Origin of the sequence: Pseudomonas sp. PA-1-6B, assembly GCF_021609545.1 — a bacterium.
Taxonomy (GTDB): domain Bacteria; phylum Pseudomonadota; class Gammaproteobacteria; order Pseudomonadales; family Pseudomonadaceae; genus Aquipseudomonas; species Aquipseudomonas fluorescens_BV.
The window spans coordinates 26,024-41,179 of the sequence record NZ_WJZM01000050.1 but is presented as its reverse complement, the minus strand read 5'-3'; the positions used below and the strand labels follow the sequence as shown (position 1 = coordinate 41,179).

The window sequence follows — 15,156 nt, the reverse complement described above, 5'->3', positions numbered from 1 at the left end:
GATGCCAGCGTTGTCGACTATGCCTACGACCGCCAAGGCAACCTCCTCAGCGTCGAAGACGGTCACTGGGCGCTGGCCTACGAATACGACCGCCAAAACCGCCTCACCGCCGAACACCAGGGCTGGGGCACCCTGCGCTACGGCTACGACGCCTGCGGGCAACTGAAAACCCTGTGCCTGCCGGACAATAACCGCGTCACCTTCACCCACGATAAAGGCGGCCACCTCGCTACCGTCGAACTCAACGGTGAAGTGCTCACCTCACATCTGTTCAAGAGCGGCCGCGAGCATCAGCGCCGGCAAGGCCAACTGCTCAGCCACTACCACTACGACGACCAGAATCGTCTGCACGCCCACGCCGTTACGCAGCAGCAAAACTACCTCTACCAACGCCAATACGACTACGACAAAAGCGGCAACCTCACCCGCCTGCTCGACACTCGCAAAGGCGAACACCTTTACCGCTACGACCCGCTTAATCGCCTGACCCGCGCCGACCACTCGCAAGACGTACAGGAACGCTTCGCCCACAACCCGGCCGGCAACCTGCTGATGCAAGACCGCCCCGGCCCGGACATCGTCGCGGCGAATCGTCTGATGATCCAGGGCGACCGCCATTACGACTACGACGCCTTCGGCAACCTCATCCGCGAACGACGCGGCAAAGGCCAGCAACTTGTCACTGAGTATCGCTACGACTGCCAGCATCGGTTAATCAGCCTCACAAAACCGAACGGCGAAACCGCCAGCTATCGCTATGACCCGTTTGGGCGGCGCATCAGCAAGACTGTGGACGGCAAGACCACAGAGTTTTTCTGGCAAGGCGACAAGCTGATTGCCGAACACCATGCAGAGCGCCATCGCAGCTATCTCTACGAACCCGACAGCTTCCGCCCATTGGCACTATTGGACGGTTTCGGCCCAAAAGAAACCAAGCCCTACCACTACCAACTCGACCACCTCGGCACCCCGCAGGAACTGACCAGCCCCGAAGGCGAAATCGTCTGGTCCGCCCACTACCGCGCCTTCGGCCAGATCGCCCGGCTCGACGTGGGCAAAGTCGACAACCCACTGCGGTTTCAAGGGCAGTATTTCGATGCGGAAAGCGGCCTGCACTACAACCGCCATCGCTACTACAATCCGGATATTGGTCGTTACCTGACGCCAGATCCAGTGAAGCTGGCGGGTGGGATCAATGGGTACCGGTATGTGCCCAATCCCACGGGGTGGGTGGATCCGCTGGGACTAAGCTGTAAAAAAACAAGCTGCCCCGAAGGGCCTTATAGCGTAATCGTCCCAGGAGGAGGTTTAGCCGCACATGAGGCGGCAGGAGGACATCTTATGGAAAAGCATGTCGGTAGAACTGATCAACAATTGCTTGACCGCTTGAGACAGGAACCACATATCCCGGCAGCCTCTACTTTTCATGATCGCGCAACAGCTGAACTCGCCATTTCAAAGGTACTGGATAACAATCAGGACAAAATCAAAGACTTCCTAGAAGGAAACAACCAGCAGATAGTCATCACTCAACCATCCCCAGAGCCAATAGGCACAAGTTTCAAAAAGAACACTACGACACCTGTACCCGGAAAAGAAATTTACTTAATCATTCGCAGAGACCAAAAAATGCATACTGGATATCGAATTCACACAGGCTTTCCAAACCCATGAATAAAGACTACCCCGAGCTGCAGCAATTTCTTGCTGGGTATTTCAATCAAGATTGGGTTGATGATCACAAAAGCGCAAACGAAGTAATTGATTTTTTTATCTCGGAATCGTCTGAAGATACGATAGCAACAGTGCTATTAGAGCTGGAAAAACTAGTATCAGCCAAAAAAACGGAGCAAGACCTTCAAGAGTTCTTACTCTCTGATATCGGCTGTTATTACTATTACCCTAATGAATGGAATGATGGGAAAACGTGGTTGAACCATGTTGCCTTAGCATTAAAGAACGCCATTAAATAATTTTCTGGCCGAGATACGGGGCCGCTATGCAGCCCCACGCGAGCAAGCTCGCCACAAGTTAGGCGATGCCTTTAGATCCCCGCCACCGCCAAATCCATCGCAAAATACGTAAATATCAAATCCGCCCCCGCCCGCTTGATCGACCCCAACGTCTCGCGCACCACTCGATTCTCATCAATCGCCCCGGCCTGTGCGCCGAACTTGATCATCGCGTACTCACCGCTCACCTGGTACGCCGCCACCGGCAGGCGCGAGGCTTCGCGGATGTCGCGGATGATGTCGAGGTAGGCACCGGCAGGCTTGACCATCAGCGCATCGGCGCCTTCCTGTTCGTCCAGCAGCGATTCGCGCACGGCTTCGCGGCGGTTCATCGGGTTCATCTGGTAGCTTTTGCGGTCGCCCTTGAGCGCGCTGCCGCCGGCTTCGCGGAAGGGGCCGTAGAGGGCCGACGCGAATTTGGTGGAGTAGGCCATGATCGGGATGTGGGTGAAGCCGGCGTCATCCAGGGCGCGGCGGATGGCCTGGACCTGGCCGTCCATCGCGGCTGAAGGGGCGATCACGTCGGCGCCGGCACGGGCGGCGGCCACGGCTTGTTTGCCGAGGTTGACCAGGGTCGCGTCGTTGTCGACATGGGCACCGTGCATCACGCCGCAGTGGCCGTGGTCGGTGTATTCGCAGAAGCAGGTGTCGGACATCACGATCATTTCCGGCACGGCGTCCTTGATGATCGAGGACATGCGCGAAACCAGGCCGCGTTCTTTCCAGGTGTCGCTGCCGCTGGCGTCGAGGTGGTGGGAGACGCCGAAGGTCATCACCGACTTGATGCCGGCGCGGGCGTAACGCTCGATCTCACCGGCGAGTTTTTTCTCAGGAATGCGCAACACACCCGGCATGCTGGTGATGGGCACGAAGTCGTCGATTTCTTCTTCGACAAAAATCGGCAGTACCAGGTCGTTGAGGGTGAACTCACTTTCCTGGAACAGGCCACGCAGCTCCGGGGAGCGGCGCAGGCGACGTGGGCGGGCTTGGGGGAACTGGCTGGTCATGGCAATCCTGAAAAATGGCTGAACACTTTGGGGCGAAAGCTTATGCCCCCAAGTCCCGGCAACACAAATGCCGAGGGGCCAATAGTGTATTGCCGGGTGCGTAACAATTCATTGATCTACAGCTGTAGACGCCCTTCGATGCACAACGCTACGGCGCCGCCCACCCAGATTTCATCGCCCTGACGCTCGATATTAATACGCCCCGCTCGCCCGATCGCCGTGCCTTGGCTGACCACGTAACGGCTGGGCGCCAGGCCCTCGGCGAGCAGCCATTGGGCCACGCCGGCATTCAAGCTGCCGGTGGCCGGGTCTTCGGCGGCGCCATCGCCAGCGACAAAAGCGCGCACTTCAAATTGCGCGTCCACCGCATCACGCGTCGGATCACAGGGAGCGATCACCCCTACGGCCAGACCCAGCAGTTGCGCATAGTCCGGTTGCAACGCAAGCACCGCGTCACGATCAGCCAGCATCACCGCCAGCCAACCCGCACCATTGTCGACCCACTGGCTGCGCACAATCTCCTCGGGCGCCAGCTTTAATGCCAGGCGTACGCGCTCCAGCAACGGCGCCTCCACGGGTCCTGTACGCAACAATAGCGGCGCGATGAACGCCAGTTGGTCAGCTTGGCGACGAATACGCACCAAGCCGATTTCGCACTCCTGGATAATCTCCTCCCCACGTGGCACGCCGCCAGCCTGCAACCAGGCGTGGCAACTGCCCAAGGTCGGATGCCCGGCGAACGGCAGCTCTTTGAGGGTGGTGAAGATTCTTACCCGATAGTCAGCACGTGGGTCGCGCGGCGTCAGTAAAAACGTGGTTTCGCTGAGGTTGGTCCAATTGGCAAAGTCCGCCATCTGCTGGTCGGTGAAGCTATCGGCCCCCAGCACCACGGCCAAGGGGTTGCCTTTGAGCGGCACGCTGCTGAATACATCCAGTTGTTGAAAATCGAAAGTCGGCATGCTTTAGCTCGGAATGTTCAGGCCACGGATCACCGCAGGACGTGCGACAAAGCCGTCCAGCGCGCGCAGTACGTTAGGGAAATCGGTGATGCCTACCAGGTCACCGGACTCGTAGAACCCGATCAGGTTGCGAACCCACGGAAAGGTCGCAATGTCGGCGATGCTGTACTCGTCGCCCATGATCCAGGTGCGGCCCAACAGACGCTTTTCGAGCACGCCCAGCAAGCGTCGCGATTCGGCGGCGTAGCGATCACGCGGGCGCTTGTCCTCATACGCCTTGCCGGCGAATTTGTTGAAGAACCCCAGTTGACCAAACATCGGGCCAATGCCGCCCATCTGGAACATCAACCATTGCAGGGTTTCATAGCGCGTGGCCGGGTCTTCGGAGAGCAACTGGCTGGTCTTTTCCGCCAGGTAAATGAGGATCGCGCCGGATTCGAACAACGCCAACGGCTGCCCGCTCGGGCCGTTGGGGTCGATGATCGCAGGGATCTTGTTGTTGGGGTTCAGGGACAGGAACTCGGGAGACAACTGGTCCTGGGAGTCGAAGCTGACCTTGTGCGCCTCATAAGGCAGGCCCAGTTCTTCGAGCATGATCGACACCTTGACGCCGTTGGGCGTAGGCAACGAATACAACTGCAGGCGTTCCGGGTGCTGGGCGGGCCATTTGCTGTTGATCGGGAAAGCGGCGAGTGCGTTCATCGAGAACCCCCTGGTCGGAAAGTCCCCATGATAGTCATCTGCCTGCCATCGTGCATGGGTCATCGTTGCGCAACATTTGCCAGCTAGTATCCCGCGTGGGCGAACCAAAGCGCCCGAATACACTCTTAAGAACGCCCGAACAATGAATGGAGGCTGCTTGCTATATCGACAGGGAACACCGCAGGACGCTGATGCGTCACTGGGGCCGGGCTTGTCCGCCTTAACCCGACGCACGAAGACTCGAACCTATCATGAAGATCAAGCCTCTGCGCCTTGTGCCACGACTCAAACGTTATTCCTACATGGTATTGCCGCTGCTGCTGGTCAGCGCTGCCATCGTCACCGCCCTGGACGCCCGTGAAAGCCGTGCGCAACCGGTCGATGGCGTGCAAACCCTGGTATTCCTGCGCCACGGCGAAAAACCGGCCGGAGGCCTGGGCCAACTCAATTGCCAGGGCCTGAACCGCGCCATGAACCTGGCGACCCTGCTACCGGAAAAGTTCGGCAAAGCCAACTATGTGTTCGCTGCCAACCCGACGCGTAACGTCGAGGAAGGCGAACTGGATAACTCCTACAGCTACATTCGCCCACTGATCACCATCAGCCCCAGCGCGATCAAGCTCGGCCTGCCGGTGAATATCGAGTTCTCAGCGAATGACACCAGTGCCCTGGCCGAAGAACTGGTCGAGGACAAGTACCGCAACGCGACCATCTACACGGCCTGGTCCCACGGTTACTTGCCGGAACTGATCAACAAAGTCGCCAGCGAAGCCGCCGGCGAAAAACACACCATTACCGATGATTGGTCTGGAAATGACTACGACTCCCTGTACGTGCTGACATTGACCTGGCACAACGGCAAGGCTTCGCTGCTCAGCCGCAACTACAAGCAAGGGCTGAATAACGGTGAGGAAAACTGCCCGGACCCGACCCAGGTCAGCGCAGATATCTGAAGCTTGGACCGCAGGGGCGTATGATGCCGGGCTATCGACTCACCTGCGGATCCTCTCCATGTCCAACCTCGCTTCCACCCAGCCCAACCGCGGCTGGGCATTCTGGTGCAAACCTGCGCTGTTTCTCCTGGTGGCCTGCATCGGCCTCTACTATGTGAAGTGGTCGCCCTACTACCTCAAGGCGTTTGTAGCGGCCGACAACCACAGCATTGGCGCCTCGATTCTCAATGACCAGCAAAGCTCGCCTCTGGCGGCGGCGCTGGCCTATGCCCAAGTGTATTTCCTGGCCATCTGGAAAGCCGCCGTACTGGCAGTGATCCTCGGTTCATTGCTGCAGGTATTGATCCCCCGCGACTGGCTGCTACGCCTGTTTGGCCGCGCCGGGCTGGGTTCGACCCTGCGCGGTGGGCTGTTCGCCCTGCCGGGGATGATGTGCAGTTGCTGCGCGGCCCCGGTGGCGGCGGGCATGCGCCGCCAGCAGGTGTCGGTCGGCGCGGCGCTGGCGTTCTGGATTGCCAACCCGGTATTGAACCCGGCGACATTGGTGTTCATGGGCTTTGTGCTGGGCTGGGGTTTCACCGCGCTGCGGCTGGTGGCGGGGATTGTGCTGGTGGTGGGCGTGTCCCTGGTGGCACAGCGCATTGCGCGCCCGGACCAGGTGCCGGAAGCAGCACTTGAAGCCGTTGCCGACGTCAGCACAGTGGAGTCGCAACCGTTCCTGAGCCGCTGGTTACGCACGCTGTGGCAGCTGTTCTGGAGCACTATCCCGGTGTATATCCTGGCGGTGCTGATCCTCGGCGCGGCGCGGGTGTGGCTGTTCCCTCATGTGGACGGGGCGATGGCCGACAGCCTGGTGTGGCTGGTGCCGCTGGCGATTGTGGGCACGCTGTTCGTGATTCCGACAGCGGCAGAGATTCCTATCGTACAAACCATGATGGCCCTGGGCATGGGCACCGGCCCGGCCGTGGCCTTGCTGATGACCCTGCCGAGCGTGAGCCTGCCGTCGCTGTTGATGCTGCGCAAGGATTTCGATGCGCGGGTGCTGGTGACGGTGGCCGGCTTGACCATGCTGGTGGGGGTGGTGTGTGGGTTGATTGGAGCGGTGATTCTTTAGAGTTTCAGTGGGGCTGATGGCCTCATCGCAGGCAAGCCAGCTCCCACCTTTGTATGTATTCACACTTCAAAAGGTGGGAGCTGGCTTGCCTGCGATGGCGTCCGAAAGGTCACCCCACCCGAGCTGCTCGCTCGCGCAAATACTCCACCACCGCACCCTGCTCCCCGGCAAACTCGATACGCGCGCCCTTGCTCTCGCGCTGGAACGCATACATCGGGTCGTAATACTCACGCAGCAAGCCTTCAATCCATACCCGATGCAACTCCACTGCGCCGCTGCGTGCCTGTTCGGCCAGGGCCTCCTGCAACACCGCCTGCAGCCGTTGGAAACGCTCACCGCCCAGGCGCTTGTGAATATTGGCCAGGCTCTGCGTCAGGCGCTCGGCAAATAATCGCTGGCCGGTTTCCCCAAACACCTCAATGAACTCGGCGCACAGATCCACCACGTAATCCTTCAGGATGCGCTCGACACGGCCCTCGACGCTGTCTTCCAGCCACACCATAGGAAACGTCTGCATGCCCTTGTGCAATGGCAGCGGCAGCGCACAGCTGCCGATCATGCGGCTCTCGTCCTCGACCACAAACTGCTCGATACCACCTGCGCGCTTCTTCAGCAAATCCACCGCCAGGCGATTTTCGAAGTCGATATTGGAGGGTTGCGCCGTAGCACGCTTGCCGAAGCTGGAACCGCGATGGTTGGCGTGCCCTTCCAAATCCAGGGCATTGCGCAGTTGGCCGAGCACTTCGGTCTTGCCGGTGCCGGTCATGCCGCCCAGCAGTACGAAATCACACTGGGCAGTCGCCTGCTCCAGGGTTTCCAGCAGGAAGGTACGCATGGCCTTATAGCCACCGCCGACGCGGGGGTATTCGATGCCTGCTTCGGTTTTCAACCATTGCTGCACGATCTGCGAACGCAAACCGCCCCGAAAGCAGTACAGGTAGCCATTGGGGTTAGCCTGGGCAAACTGCGCCCACTGTTCGATGCGCTCGGCCTTGATTGCCCCCGACACCAGTTCATGCCCCAGCACGATCGCCGCTTGCTGGCCTTGCTGCTTGTAACAGGTGCCGACTCGCTGGCGCTCATCGTCGGTCATCAGCGGCAGGTTGATCACCCCGGGGAACGCGCCCTTGGTGAATTCGACCGGCGCGCGGGTATCCATCATCGGCCGGTCGTTGAGGAAAATGTCGCGGTAATCGGTGATGTCCGTCGTCATCAAATCACCTCAACCGCGTTGGTCTGTCGCTCCAGCAGTTCACCGATAGGCTCAAGGGCCAAGCCCAGCTCGGCAGCCACGGCGTGGAACTCGACATCACCTTCCGGGGTAACGGCGATCAGCAGGCCACCGCTGGTCTGGGGGTCGCACAGCACGCGCTTGTGCAGCTCCTGCACACGCCCCAGCTTGCTGGCGTAGCTTTCGAAGTTGCGCAAGGTGCCACCCGGCACGCAGCCCTGGTCCAGGTAATACTCCACCCCCGGCAGGCGCGGAACCTTTGCATAGTCGATGCGGGCAGTCAGGCCACTGCCATCGGCCATTTCCACCAGGTGGCCGAGCAGGCCGAAACCGGTGACATCGGTCATGGCAGTCACACCGGCCAACTTGCCGAAACGGCTGCCCGGCTTGTTGAGTGTGCACATCCAGTCACGCGCCAGGCCGATATCCGCCTCGCGCAGCTTGCCCTTCTTCTCGGCGGTGGTGAGGATGCCGATGCCCAGGGGCTTGGTCAGGTACAGGCGGCAGCCAGCGGTGGCCGTGTCGTTACGCTTCATATGGCGCTTTTGCACGATGCCGGTCACGGCCAGGCCGAAGATCGGCTCCGGCGCGTCGATGGAATGCCCGCCCGCAAGCGGAATGCCAGCTGCGTCGCACACCGCCCGACCGCCGCGAATCACTTCGCGAGCAATCTCCGGCGCGAGCACATTGACCGGCCAGCCGAGAATGGCGATGGCCATCAAGGGATCGCCGCCCATGGCGTAGATGTCGCTGATGGCATTGGTGGCGGCGATGCGGCCGAAGTCGAACGGGTCGTCGACAATCGGCATGAAAAAGTCCGTGGTGGACACCACGCCGCGCTCGTCGTCGATGGCGTATACCGCCGCATCGTCGCGGGAGGCATTGCCCACCCACAGGTTGGGGTCGAGGTTCTGTGCACCGCTGCCCGCAAGGATCACTTCCAGGACCTGGGGCGAAATCTTGCAACCGCAACCCGCACCGTGGCTGTACTGGGTAAGGCGAATCGGCTCGTTCATGGGGGACCTCAAGCTATCAAGTGGGCCGATTCTAGCAGACAGCAAAAGGCCGGCTGGGCTCTTGTGAACACAGCCGGCCTGTTTGTTCAGCGGTTACTGGCGCGCAGCGAGCAAACGTGCGTGCCGGTTACGCCGGGCGATGTTCAAGCATTCGATCGCAGCCGAGAACGCCATGGCCGCATACACGTAGCCTTTTGGCACGTGGGCGCCGAAGCCTTCGGCGATCAGCGTCATGCCGATCATGATCAAGAAGCCCAGGGCCAGCATCACCACGGTCGGGTTGTCGTTGATGAACTTGGCCAACGGTTCAGCGGCCACCAGCATCACGATCACCGAGACCACCACGGCAATGATCATGATCGGCAAGTGCTCGGTCATGCCCACGGCGGTGATGATGCTATCGATGGAGAACACCAGGTCGAGCATCAGGATCTGGCCGATGGCGGCGGCAAAACCGATGGTCACGGTGTTGCTGACAGTTGCCTTCTCTTCAGGCTCCGGGTCCATGCTGTGATGGATCTCGGTGGTCGCCTTCCACACCAGGAACAGGCCGCCGGCGATCAGGATCATGTCCTTCCACGAGAACGCCTGGCCGAACACTTCGAACACCGGTGTCGTCAATTGCACGATGAATGCGATGGTGCTCAGCAGGCCCAGGCGCAAGATCAACGCCATGCTGATACCAATGCGCCGCGCCTTGGCCCGGTGCTTCTCCGGCAGTTTGTTGGTGAGGATCGAGATAAAGATCAGGTTATCGATGCCCAGCACGATTTCCATGACGATCAAGGTCGCCAGTGCGACCCAGGCGGTTGGGCTGGCGGCCAGTTGTAGAAGGTAATCCATAGGTCAGTCCTGACGTGGTAGTGCTGGGGAATTAGGTTTCTTTGGTGTCGGATTCAGCAGCGTTTTCGGCGTCTTTTTCCTGCTTCTCAGGGCTGATCAAGCCCTGGGTTGCTTCACTCAATGCCTGCTCGGCGGCCTTGTGGGTCTCGTCGATGGCCTGCTTGGCCGACTCGGTGGCTTTGCCCAGCACCTGTTGCGCGCTTTTCTCGACTTGATCACAGCCGCTGACCACTATCAATGAAAGCGCAAGCAACGACGCCGCGCCCAGGGAATTGAGTTTCATGATGTATTCCTCGTTAGAACCATTGGGTCCAAGTAGTGGCCCCTCGATAGCGAGGCATTCTATGCAGGCGAACAGTTCAGGAAAATTCGTATTTTTCTCGCGTATACTTCGATTTTTACGAAGTGTAGGCCGTGATGCTCAATTATCGACAACTGCATTACTTCTGGGTGGTGGCCAAGACCGGTAGCATCGTGCGCGCCTGTGAGCAATTGAACCTCACGCCGCAGACCATCAGCGGGCAGATCAGCCTGTTGGAGCAGACCTTCGGTATTGCCCTGTTTCAGCGGGTCGGGCGCCAGCTTGAACTGACCGAAGCCGGGCGCCAGGCGCTGCCCTACGCCGAGCAGATGTTCCAGACCGGCAATGAACTGGAGGCGATGCTGCGCGCCCAGCCTGACGAGCAGCAGATCCCGTTCCGCGTTGGGGTGGCGGATGTGGTGCCCAAATCCATCGTGTACCGGCTGATCGCGCCGACCATGGAGTTGAGCGAACCGATCCGCATCACCTGCCGTGAAGACAAACTCGAACGTTTACTGGCCGACCTGGCGATCCAGCGCCTGGACCTGGTGATTTCCGACAGCCCCATGCCCACGCACTTGGACATCAAGGGCTACAGCCAGAAGCTGGGAGAATGCGGCATCAGTTTTTTCGCCACCCAGGCGTTGGCTGACCAGCATGGTGGGGATTTCCCACAGTGTTTGCAGGGCGCACCGCTGTTGATTCCGGGCGCTGAGACCGTGGTGCGCAGCCGTTTGCAGCGCTGGTTTGCCGAACAGCAAATTCAACCCCGCATCATCGGCGAGTTCGACGACAGCGCCTTGATGCAGGCCTTCGGGCAATCCGGCAGTGGGATTTTTATCGCGCCCAGCGTGATCGCCGACGAGGTGGTGCGCCAATACGGCGTGGCGCTGATCGGCCAGACCGATGCAGTGACCGAGTCGTTTTATGCGATCTCAGTGGAGCGCAAGGTCAAGCACCCCGGCATTGTGGCGATTACCGAGGGTGCCCGGCGGGAGTTGTTTACCGCCCTGCCCTGATCGCTCAGGCATTGAGCGCCGTGGGTTTGGCGGTCATCAGCCACAGTGCGAGCAGGATCGACACCAGGATAAACCCCGAAGCGGCAAACCCCAGGCTGCCCAGGCCCAGAGTGTCGATGACATGCCCGCCCACCATCGCGCCCAGGCCAATGCCGAGGTTGGCGCCGGCGATATTCAGCGACGCGGCAAACGCCGGTGCATGGGGCGCGGCCTTCATCAAGCGCACATGGCTGACCAGGAACATCGCCGCCTGGGTCACACCCCACACTGCCATCGCCGCGGCCAGGCCGATGGTCGAGTGAATCGCCGGCACCACTGCCACCATGCCCGCGATCATGAACCCGCAGAACACCATGGACGCGATCAATGGGTGACGATCCACGGCGCGTCCGCCGAGGGAGTTGCCAATCAGCCCGACCGCGCCAAAGCCCATCAGGCACCAGCCCACCAATGTACCGTCGAACCCGGCCAGCCGCTCAAGGATATCTGCCAGGTAGGTATAGGCGGTGAACATGCCACTGAACACCAGGATCGACAGCAGGATATGCCCCTGCATCACCGGGCTGCGCAGGATCTTGAATTGTGAGCGCAAGCTGGCCTGCTGATGCTTGGCCTGGGTAACCGGCAGGTAGACATACAGCAGCAATGCCTTGGCCAGGGCAATCACCGCGAGCACGGCGAACGCGGTGCGCCAGCCGAACATATCGGAAATCAGCGTACCCACCGGAATGCCAAATACGGTGGCGCAAACAATGCCAAAGCCGATTTTTTCAATCGCACGCCCGGCGAACTCAGGGCCGACAATGTCTACCGCCGTTTCGCTGGCGAGGGCCCAGAACACTGGCAGGCCCAGGGCGGGAATCAAACGGGCCATGGCCATCACCCAGATATTCGGCGCCAATGCCGCCACGGTATTGGCCGCTGCAAACATGATCAGGATGCTGATAAACAGGCGCTTGCGCGAAAAACGCGCGCAGTAGGCCGTGAGGAACGGGCCGAACGCTGCCACGGTGAACGCGAACAGCGTCACCAGCAGCCCGGCCTGAGACACGCTGACGTTCAGGTCCCGAGCAATCGACGGCAACAGGCCGACGATGACGAATTCTGTGGTCAGCACGGTAAAACCAGCGGCTGACAGCAGCAGGATAGGAAACAACATGAAAACTCCAGAAACGACGACATCAACGACAGCCCGAAGGGCCCGCTGACGGAGAGGAAAGATGAGAGGGAGGAATCTTAACAGAACATGTCCGGATTTGACCAAGCCCGACTGAAACGGGTGACGGAATGCCGCAGCAAACGAGACGTGTCCTACAGCATGCTAGACTTCGCGCCTACTTCCTACAGTACTTTCTGCCTGCAATGCTGTGCCCTACTAAAAAAACTAGAGACAACTCTTTATGACTGCTGCCCCTTCCCTGTTGCAACGTTTAATGCGCGTCAGCCTGGTCACCCAAATTGTCATCGGCCTGATTGCCGGGATCGTGCTGGCCCTGCTGTTCCCCGAGGCCGCGCGCGCCACCGGTTTTATCGGCAAGGTGTTTGTCACGGCGCTGAAGGCTGTCGCGCCGATCCTGGTGTTTGTGCTGGTCATGGCCTCGATTGCCAACCATAAGCATGGCCAGGAAACCCATATCCGACCGATCCTGTTCCTGTATCTGCTCGGCACCTTTGCCGCCGCCGTGGTTGCGGTGGTTGCCAGCATGATGTTTCCGTCGTTCCTGGTATTGGCTACCCATGACGCCACGGTGAGCGCTCCTGGAGGCATTGGCGAAGTGTTGCAAAGCCTGCTGCTCAGTGTGGTGGATAACCCGGTCAGTGCACTGATGAACGCCAACTTCATCGGCATTCTCGCCTGGGCCATCGGCATGGGCATCGCTATTCGCCATGCCGGTGAGACCACCCGTACGGTATTGGACGACTTGTCCAACGGCGTCACCCTGATCGTACGCGTGGTGATCCGCTTCGCCCCGCTGGGTATCTTCGGTCTTGTGGCCTCCACCCTGGCCACCTCGGGTTTCGACGCCCTGCTCGGCTATGCCCACCTGCTGGTCGTGCTGATCGGCTGCATGTTGTTCGTGGCACTGGTGATCAACCCGGCCATCGTGTTCTGGAAACTGCGTCGCAACCCTTACCCGCTGGTGCTGATGTGCCTGCGCGAAAGCGGCATCACCGCGTTTTTCACCCGCAGCTCGGCGGCGAACATTCCGGTCAACCTGGCGCTGAGCAAACGCCTGGGCCTGCATGAAGACACCTACTCGGTGTCGATCCCCCTCGGTGCCACCATCAACATGGCCGGCGCCGCCATCACTATCACCGTGCTGACCCTGGCGGCCGTGCACACCCTGGGCATTGCCGTGGACATGCCGACCGCCGTGCTGCTCAGCGTGGTCGCTGCGGTGTGTGCCTGCGGTGCATCGGGGGTGGCGGGTGGTTCGCTGCTGTTGATTCCCCTGGCGTGCAGCCTGTTTGGCATCCCCAGTGAAATCGCCATGCAGGTAGTGGCCGTCGGTTTCATCATCGGCGTGCTGCAGGACTCGGCGGAAACCGCACTCAACTCGTCTACCGATGTGCTGTTTACCGCAGCGGCGTGTTTGGGCAAGGAAGAACAGGCCGCTTAACACAGCCCCATAAAAAAGCCCGGTGCCGTTCGCAGAGAACGGCACCGGGCTTTTTTGTGCTTGCGGGTTTAGAACGCGCCCATGTAATCGCGCTTGCCCACTTCCACACCGTTATGACGCAGCAGCGCATAAGCGGTGGTGACGTGGAAGAAGAACTGCGGCAGGCCGTAGGTCAGCAGGTAGGACTGACCGCTGAAGCGCTTCTCTTTCGGGGTGCCGGGGCGGGTGACGATCTCGATGCCTTCCTTGCCGTCGATCTGCTCGGGCTTGATGGTGTCGACAAAGGCCAGGACCTTGGCGATCAGCGCTTGCAGGTCGGCAAAGGTGACTTCGCTGTCTTCGTACTTCGGTACTTCGATCTCGGCCAGGCGTGCCGACACACCTTTGGCGAAGTCCACGGCGATCTGCACCTGGCGCACCAACGGGAACATGTCCGGGAACAGGCGCGCTTGCAGCAAGGCGTTGGGCTCGATGTTCTTGGCGCTGGCGTGGGCTTCAGCTTTGTTCAGCACATCGCTGAGGGCGTTGAGCATTTGCTTGAAGACCGGGATGGAAGCGGCGTACAGGGAAATAGTCATGACAGTCTCACGGTAATGGCGGGGTTGGAACCAGCCGCGATTATAGCCATGCCTGGCGCTTGTCTTTTATTTTTTCAAGCTTAGGCTAAGGGGCTTCACTGCATAGGGAAAGCGCGATGACCGCCGAGCACGACACCGACACCCCTGAGCCGCGCCTGAACAGCACGGAAATCCGCATCCTGGGCTGCCTGATCGAAAAACAGGCGACCAACCCGGAAACCTACCCCCTCACCCTCAACGCCTTGGTGCTGGCCTGCAACCAGAAGACCAGCCGCGAGCCGGTGATGAACCTCAGCCAAGGCCAGGTCGGCCAGAGCCTGCGCGCGCTCGAAGGCCAAGGCTTCACGCGCCTGGTGATGGGCAGCCGCGCCGACCGCTGGGAGCACCGTGTGGACAAGGCCCTGGAACTGGTGCCGGCCCAGGTGATCCTGACCGGGCTGCTGTTCCTGCGGGGGCCGCAGACCGTCAACGAGTTGCTCACCCGCAGCGGGCGCATGCATGATTTCGAGGATGCCGAACAGGTCGTGCATCAGCTCGAACGCCTGATTGCTCGGGGGTTGGCGCTGCTGGTGCCGCGTCAGGCGGGGCAGCGTGAAGACCGATACACCCATGCGCTGGGGGACCCAGCGGATATTGAGGCGATTATGACCGCGAGGGGGAATCCGGTAGAGCGTAGCGCGGGGGCTGTTTCGGTGGAGCGGATTGAAGAGCTGGAAGCGCGGATTGCCGCACTGGAAGAACGGCTGGCGCAGCTGGAACAGGCATAACGCAGATAAACATGTGGGAGCTGGCTTGCCTGC

Annotated in this window: 16 protein-coding genes; 7 read left to right on the top strand and 9 right to left on the bottom strand. The window is 60.2% G+C overall.

What is annotated here, in order from left to right; translation table 11 throughout:
• Together GIV35_RS20905 and GIV35_RS20900 are read left to right on the top strand one after the other, a co-directional pair.
• Window positions 1–1,674, top strand: a 1,674-nt coding sequence (locus tag GIV35_RS20905) for an RNase A-like domain-containing protein (protein ID WP_236491439.1), incomplete at its 5' end; no start/stop codon positions are given.
• Window positions 1,671–1,973 (top strand): contact-dependent growth inhibition system immunity protein, encoded by a 303-nt coding sequence (locus GIV35_RS20900; RefSeq protein ID WP_054922264.1) that lies wholly within the window; start codon window positions 1,671–1,673, stop codon window positions 1,971–1,973. The genes GIV35_RS20905 and GIV35_RS20900, both read left to right, overlap by 4 nt.
• A 71-nt stretch (window positions 1,974–2,044) precedes the next feature.
• Here GIV35_RS20900 and hemB read toward each other — a convergent pair whose 3' ends face one another.
• The 3 genes from hemB to GIV35_RS20885 all read right to left on the bottom strand — a co-directional run bounded on the left by hemB (window position 2,045) and on the right by GIV35_RS20885 (window position 4,680).
• Window positions 2,045–3,019, bottom strand: a complete 975-nt coding sequence (gene hemB, locus GIV35_RS20895; RefSeq protein ID WP_105226391.1) for a porphobilinogen synthase — start codon at window positions 3,017–3,019, stop codon at window positions 2,045–2,047.
• 116 nt (window positions 3,020–3,135) lie between these two features.
• The gene (locus GIV35_RS20890) at window positions 3,136–3,978 is read right to left on the bottom strand and encodes a PhzF family phenazine biosynthesis protein (RefSeq protein WP_223024226.1); all 843 of its coding nucleotides are present in this window, start codon (window positions 3,976–3,978) and stop codon (window positions 3,136–3,138) included.
• Window positions 3,979–3,981: 3 nt separating this feature from the next.
• Window positions 3,982–4,680, bottom strand: coding sequence for a glutathione S-transferase N-terminal domain-containing protein (locus GIV35_RS20885; protein ID WP_105226389.1), 699 nt, complete (start codon window positions 4,678–4,680; stop codon window positions 3,982–3,984).
• 251 nt (window positions 4,681–4,931) lie between these two features.
• Here GIV35_RS20885 and GIV35_RS20880 point away from each other — a divergent pair, with 251 nt between their 5' ends.
• Window positions 4,932–5,633 carry a histidine phosphatase family protein gene (locus GIV35_RS20880; protein WP_200648048.1) on the top strand — a complete coding sequence of 234 codons (702 nt, stop codon included), beginning with the start codon at window positions 4,932–4,934 and terminating at the stop codon, window positions 5,631–5,633.
• A gap of 58 nt (window positions 5,634–5,691) precedes the next feature.
• A complete protein-coding gene (locus GIV35_RS20875) occupies window positions 5,692–6,747 on the top strand; it encodes a permease (RefSeq protein ID WP_032903692.1) in 1,056 nt (351 codons plus the stop codon).
• Between the two features lie 109 nt (window positions 6,748–6,856).
• Here the strand turns inward: GIV35_RS20875 and mnmH are convergent, their stop codons facing one another.
• From mnmH to GIV35_RS20855, 4 genes are all read right to left on the bottom strand, one after another.
• Window positions 6,857–7,960, bottom strand: coding sequence for a tRNA 2-selenouridine(34) synthase MnmH (mnmH, locus tag GIV35_RS20870; RefSeq protein WP_223024227.1), 1,104 nt, complete (start codon window positions 7,958–7,960; stop codon window positions 6,857–6,859).
• Window positions 7,960–8,994 (bottom strand): selenide, water dikinase SelD, encoded by a 1,035-nt coding sequence (gene selD / locus GIV35_RS20865; protein WP_236265728.1) that lies wholly within the window; start codon window positions 8,992–8,994, stop codon window positions 7,960–7,962. The genes mnmH and selD overlap by 1 nt, the downstream gene beginning before the upstream one ends.
• A 93-nt stretch (window positions 8,995–9,087) precedes the next feature.
• Window positions 9,088–9,837, bottom strand: coding sequence for a TerC family protein (locus GIV35_RS20860; protein ID WP_014717958.1), 750 nt, complete (start codon window positions 9,835–9,837; stop codon window positions 9,088–9,090).
• 31 nt (window positions 9,838–9,868) lie between these two features.
• Window positions 9,869–10,120 carry a hypothetical protein gene (locus tag GIV35_RS20855; protein WP_054898810.1) on the bottom strand — a complete coding sequence of 84 codons (252 nt, stop codon included), beginning with the start codon at window positions 10,118–10,120 and terminating at the stop codon, window positions 9,869–9,871.
• Between the two features lie 134 nt (window positions 10,121–10,254).
• On the opposite strand from GIV35_RS20855, the gene nhaR reads away from it, so the two are divergent.
• Complete coding sequence (gene nhaR / locus GIV35_RS20850) at window positions 10,255–11,157, top strand: transcriptional activator NhaR (protein WP_034125797.1); 903 nt, start codon at window positions 10,255–10,257, stop codon at window positions 11,155–11,157.
• Window positions 11,158–11,161: 4 nt separating this feature from the next.
• Here nhaR and GIV35_RS20845 read toward each other — a convergent pair whose 3' ends face one another.
• Window positions 11,162–12,316 (bottom strand): MFS transporter, encoded by a 1,155-nt coding sequence (locus GIV35_RS20845; protein ID WP_236264842.1) that lies wholly within the window; start codon window positions 12,314–12,316, stop codon window positions 11,162–11,164.
• Between the two features lie 241 nt (window positions 12,317–12,557).
• Here GIV35_RS20845 and sstT point away from each other — a divergent pair, with 241 nt between their 5' ends.
• The gene (sstT, locus tag GIV35_RS20840; protein WP_057976629.1) at window positions 12,558–13,778 is read left to right on the top strand and encodes a serine/threonine transporter SstT; all 1,221 of its coding nucleotides are present in this window, start codon (window positions 12,558–12,560) and stop codon (window positions 13,776–13,778) included.
• A 68-nt stretch (window positions 13,779–13,846) separates the two neighbouring features.
• On the opposite strand, the gene GIV35_RS20835 is transcribed toward sstT, so the two are convergent.
• Window positions 13,847–14,356 (bottom strand): DUF1993 domain-containing protein, encoded by a 510-nt coding sequence (locus GIV35_RS20835; RefSeq protein ID WP_003190292.1) that lies wholly within the window; start codon window positions 14,354–14,356, stop codon window positions 13,847–13,849.
• A gap of 116 nt (window positions 14,357–14,472) precedes the next feature.
• Between GIV35_RS20835 and GIV35_RS20830 the strand changes: the two genes are divergently transcribed.
• Window positions 14,473–15,123 carry a YceH family protein gene (locus GIV35_RS20830; protein WP_054898808.1) on the top strand — a complete coding sequence of 217 codons (651 nt, stop codon included), beginning with the start codon at window positions 14,473–14,475 and terminating at the stop codon, window positions 15,121–15,123.
• Window positions 15,124–15,156 lie beyond the last annotated feature (33 nt).

What these genes read in the sequence shown, in the direction of transcription:
- GIV35_RS20900 (WP_054922264.1), top strand. Translation starts at nt 1,671, where the DNA reads ATGAATAAAGACTACCCCGAGCTGCAGCAATTTCTTGCTGGGTATTTC.
- hemB (WP_105226391.1), bottom strand. Translation starts at nt 3,019, where the DNA reads ATGACCAGCCAGTTCCCCCAAGCCCGCCCACGTCGCCTGCGCCGCTCC.
- GIV35_RS20890 (WP_223024226.1), bottom strand. Translation starts at nt 3,978, where the DNA reads ATGCCGACTTTCGATTTTCAACAACTGGATGTATTCAGCAGCGTGCCG.
- GIV35_RS20885 (WP_105226389.1), bottom strand. Translation starts at nt 4,680, where the DNA reads ATGAACGCACTCGCCGCTTTCCCGATCAACAGCAAATGGCCCGCCCAG.
- GIV35_RS20880 (WP_200648048.1), top strand. Translation starts at nt 4,932, where the DNA reads ATGAAGATCAAGCCTCTGCGCCTTGTGCCACGACTCAAACGTTATTCC.
- GIV35_RS20875 (WP_032903692.1), top strand. Translation starts at nt 5,692, where the DNA reads ATGTCCAACCTCGCTTCCACCCAGCCCAACCGCGGCTGGGCATTCTGG.
- mnmH (WP_223024227.1), bottom strand. Translation starts at nt 7,960, where the DNA reads ATGACGACGGACATCACCGATTACCGCGACATTTTCCTCAACGACCGG.
- selD (WP_236265728.1), bottom strand. Translation starts at nt 8,994, where the DNA reads ATGAACGAGCCGATTCGCCTTACCCAGTACAGCCACGGTGCGGGTTGC.
- GIV35_RS20860 (WP_014717958.1), bottom strand. Translation starts at nt 9,837, where the DNA reads ATGGATTACCTTCTACAACTGGCCGCCAGCCCAACCGCCTGGGTCGCA.
- GIV35_RS20855 (WP_054898810.1), bottom strand. Translation starts at nt 10,120, where the DNA reads ATGAAACTCAATTCCCTGGGCGCGGCGTCGTTGCTTGCGCTTTCATTG.
- nhaR (WP_034125797.1), top strand. Translation starts at nt 10,255, where the DNA reads ATGCTCAATTATCGACAACTGCATTACTTCTGGGTGGTGGCCAAGACC.
- GIV35_RS20845 (WP_236264842.1), bottom strand. Translation starts at nt 12,316, where the DNA reads ATGTTGTTTCCTATCCTGCTGCTGTCAGCCGCTGGTTTTACCGTGCTG.
- sstT (WP_057976629.1), top strand. Translation starts at nt 12,558, where the DNA reads ATGACTGCTGCCCCTTCCCTGTTGCAACGTTTAATGCGCGTCAGCCTG.
- GIV35_RS20835 (WP_003190292.1), bottom strand. Translation starts at nt 14,356, where the DNA reads ATGACTATTTCCCTGTACGCCGCTTCCATCCCGGTCTTCAAGCAAATG.
- GIV35_RS20830 (WP_054898808.1), top strand. Translation starts at nt 14,473, where the DNA reads ATGACCGCCGAGCACGACACCGACACCCCTGAGCCGCGCCTGAACAGC.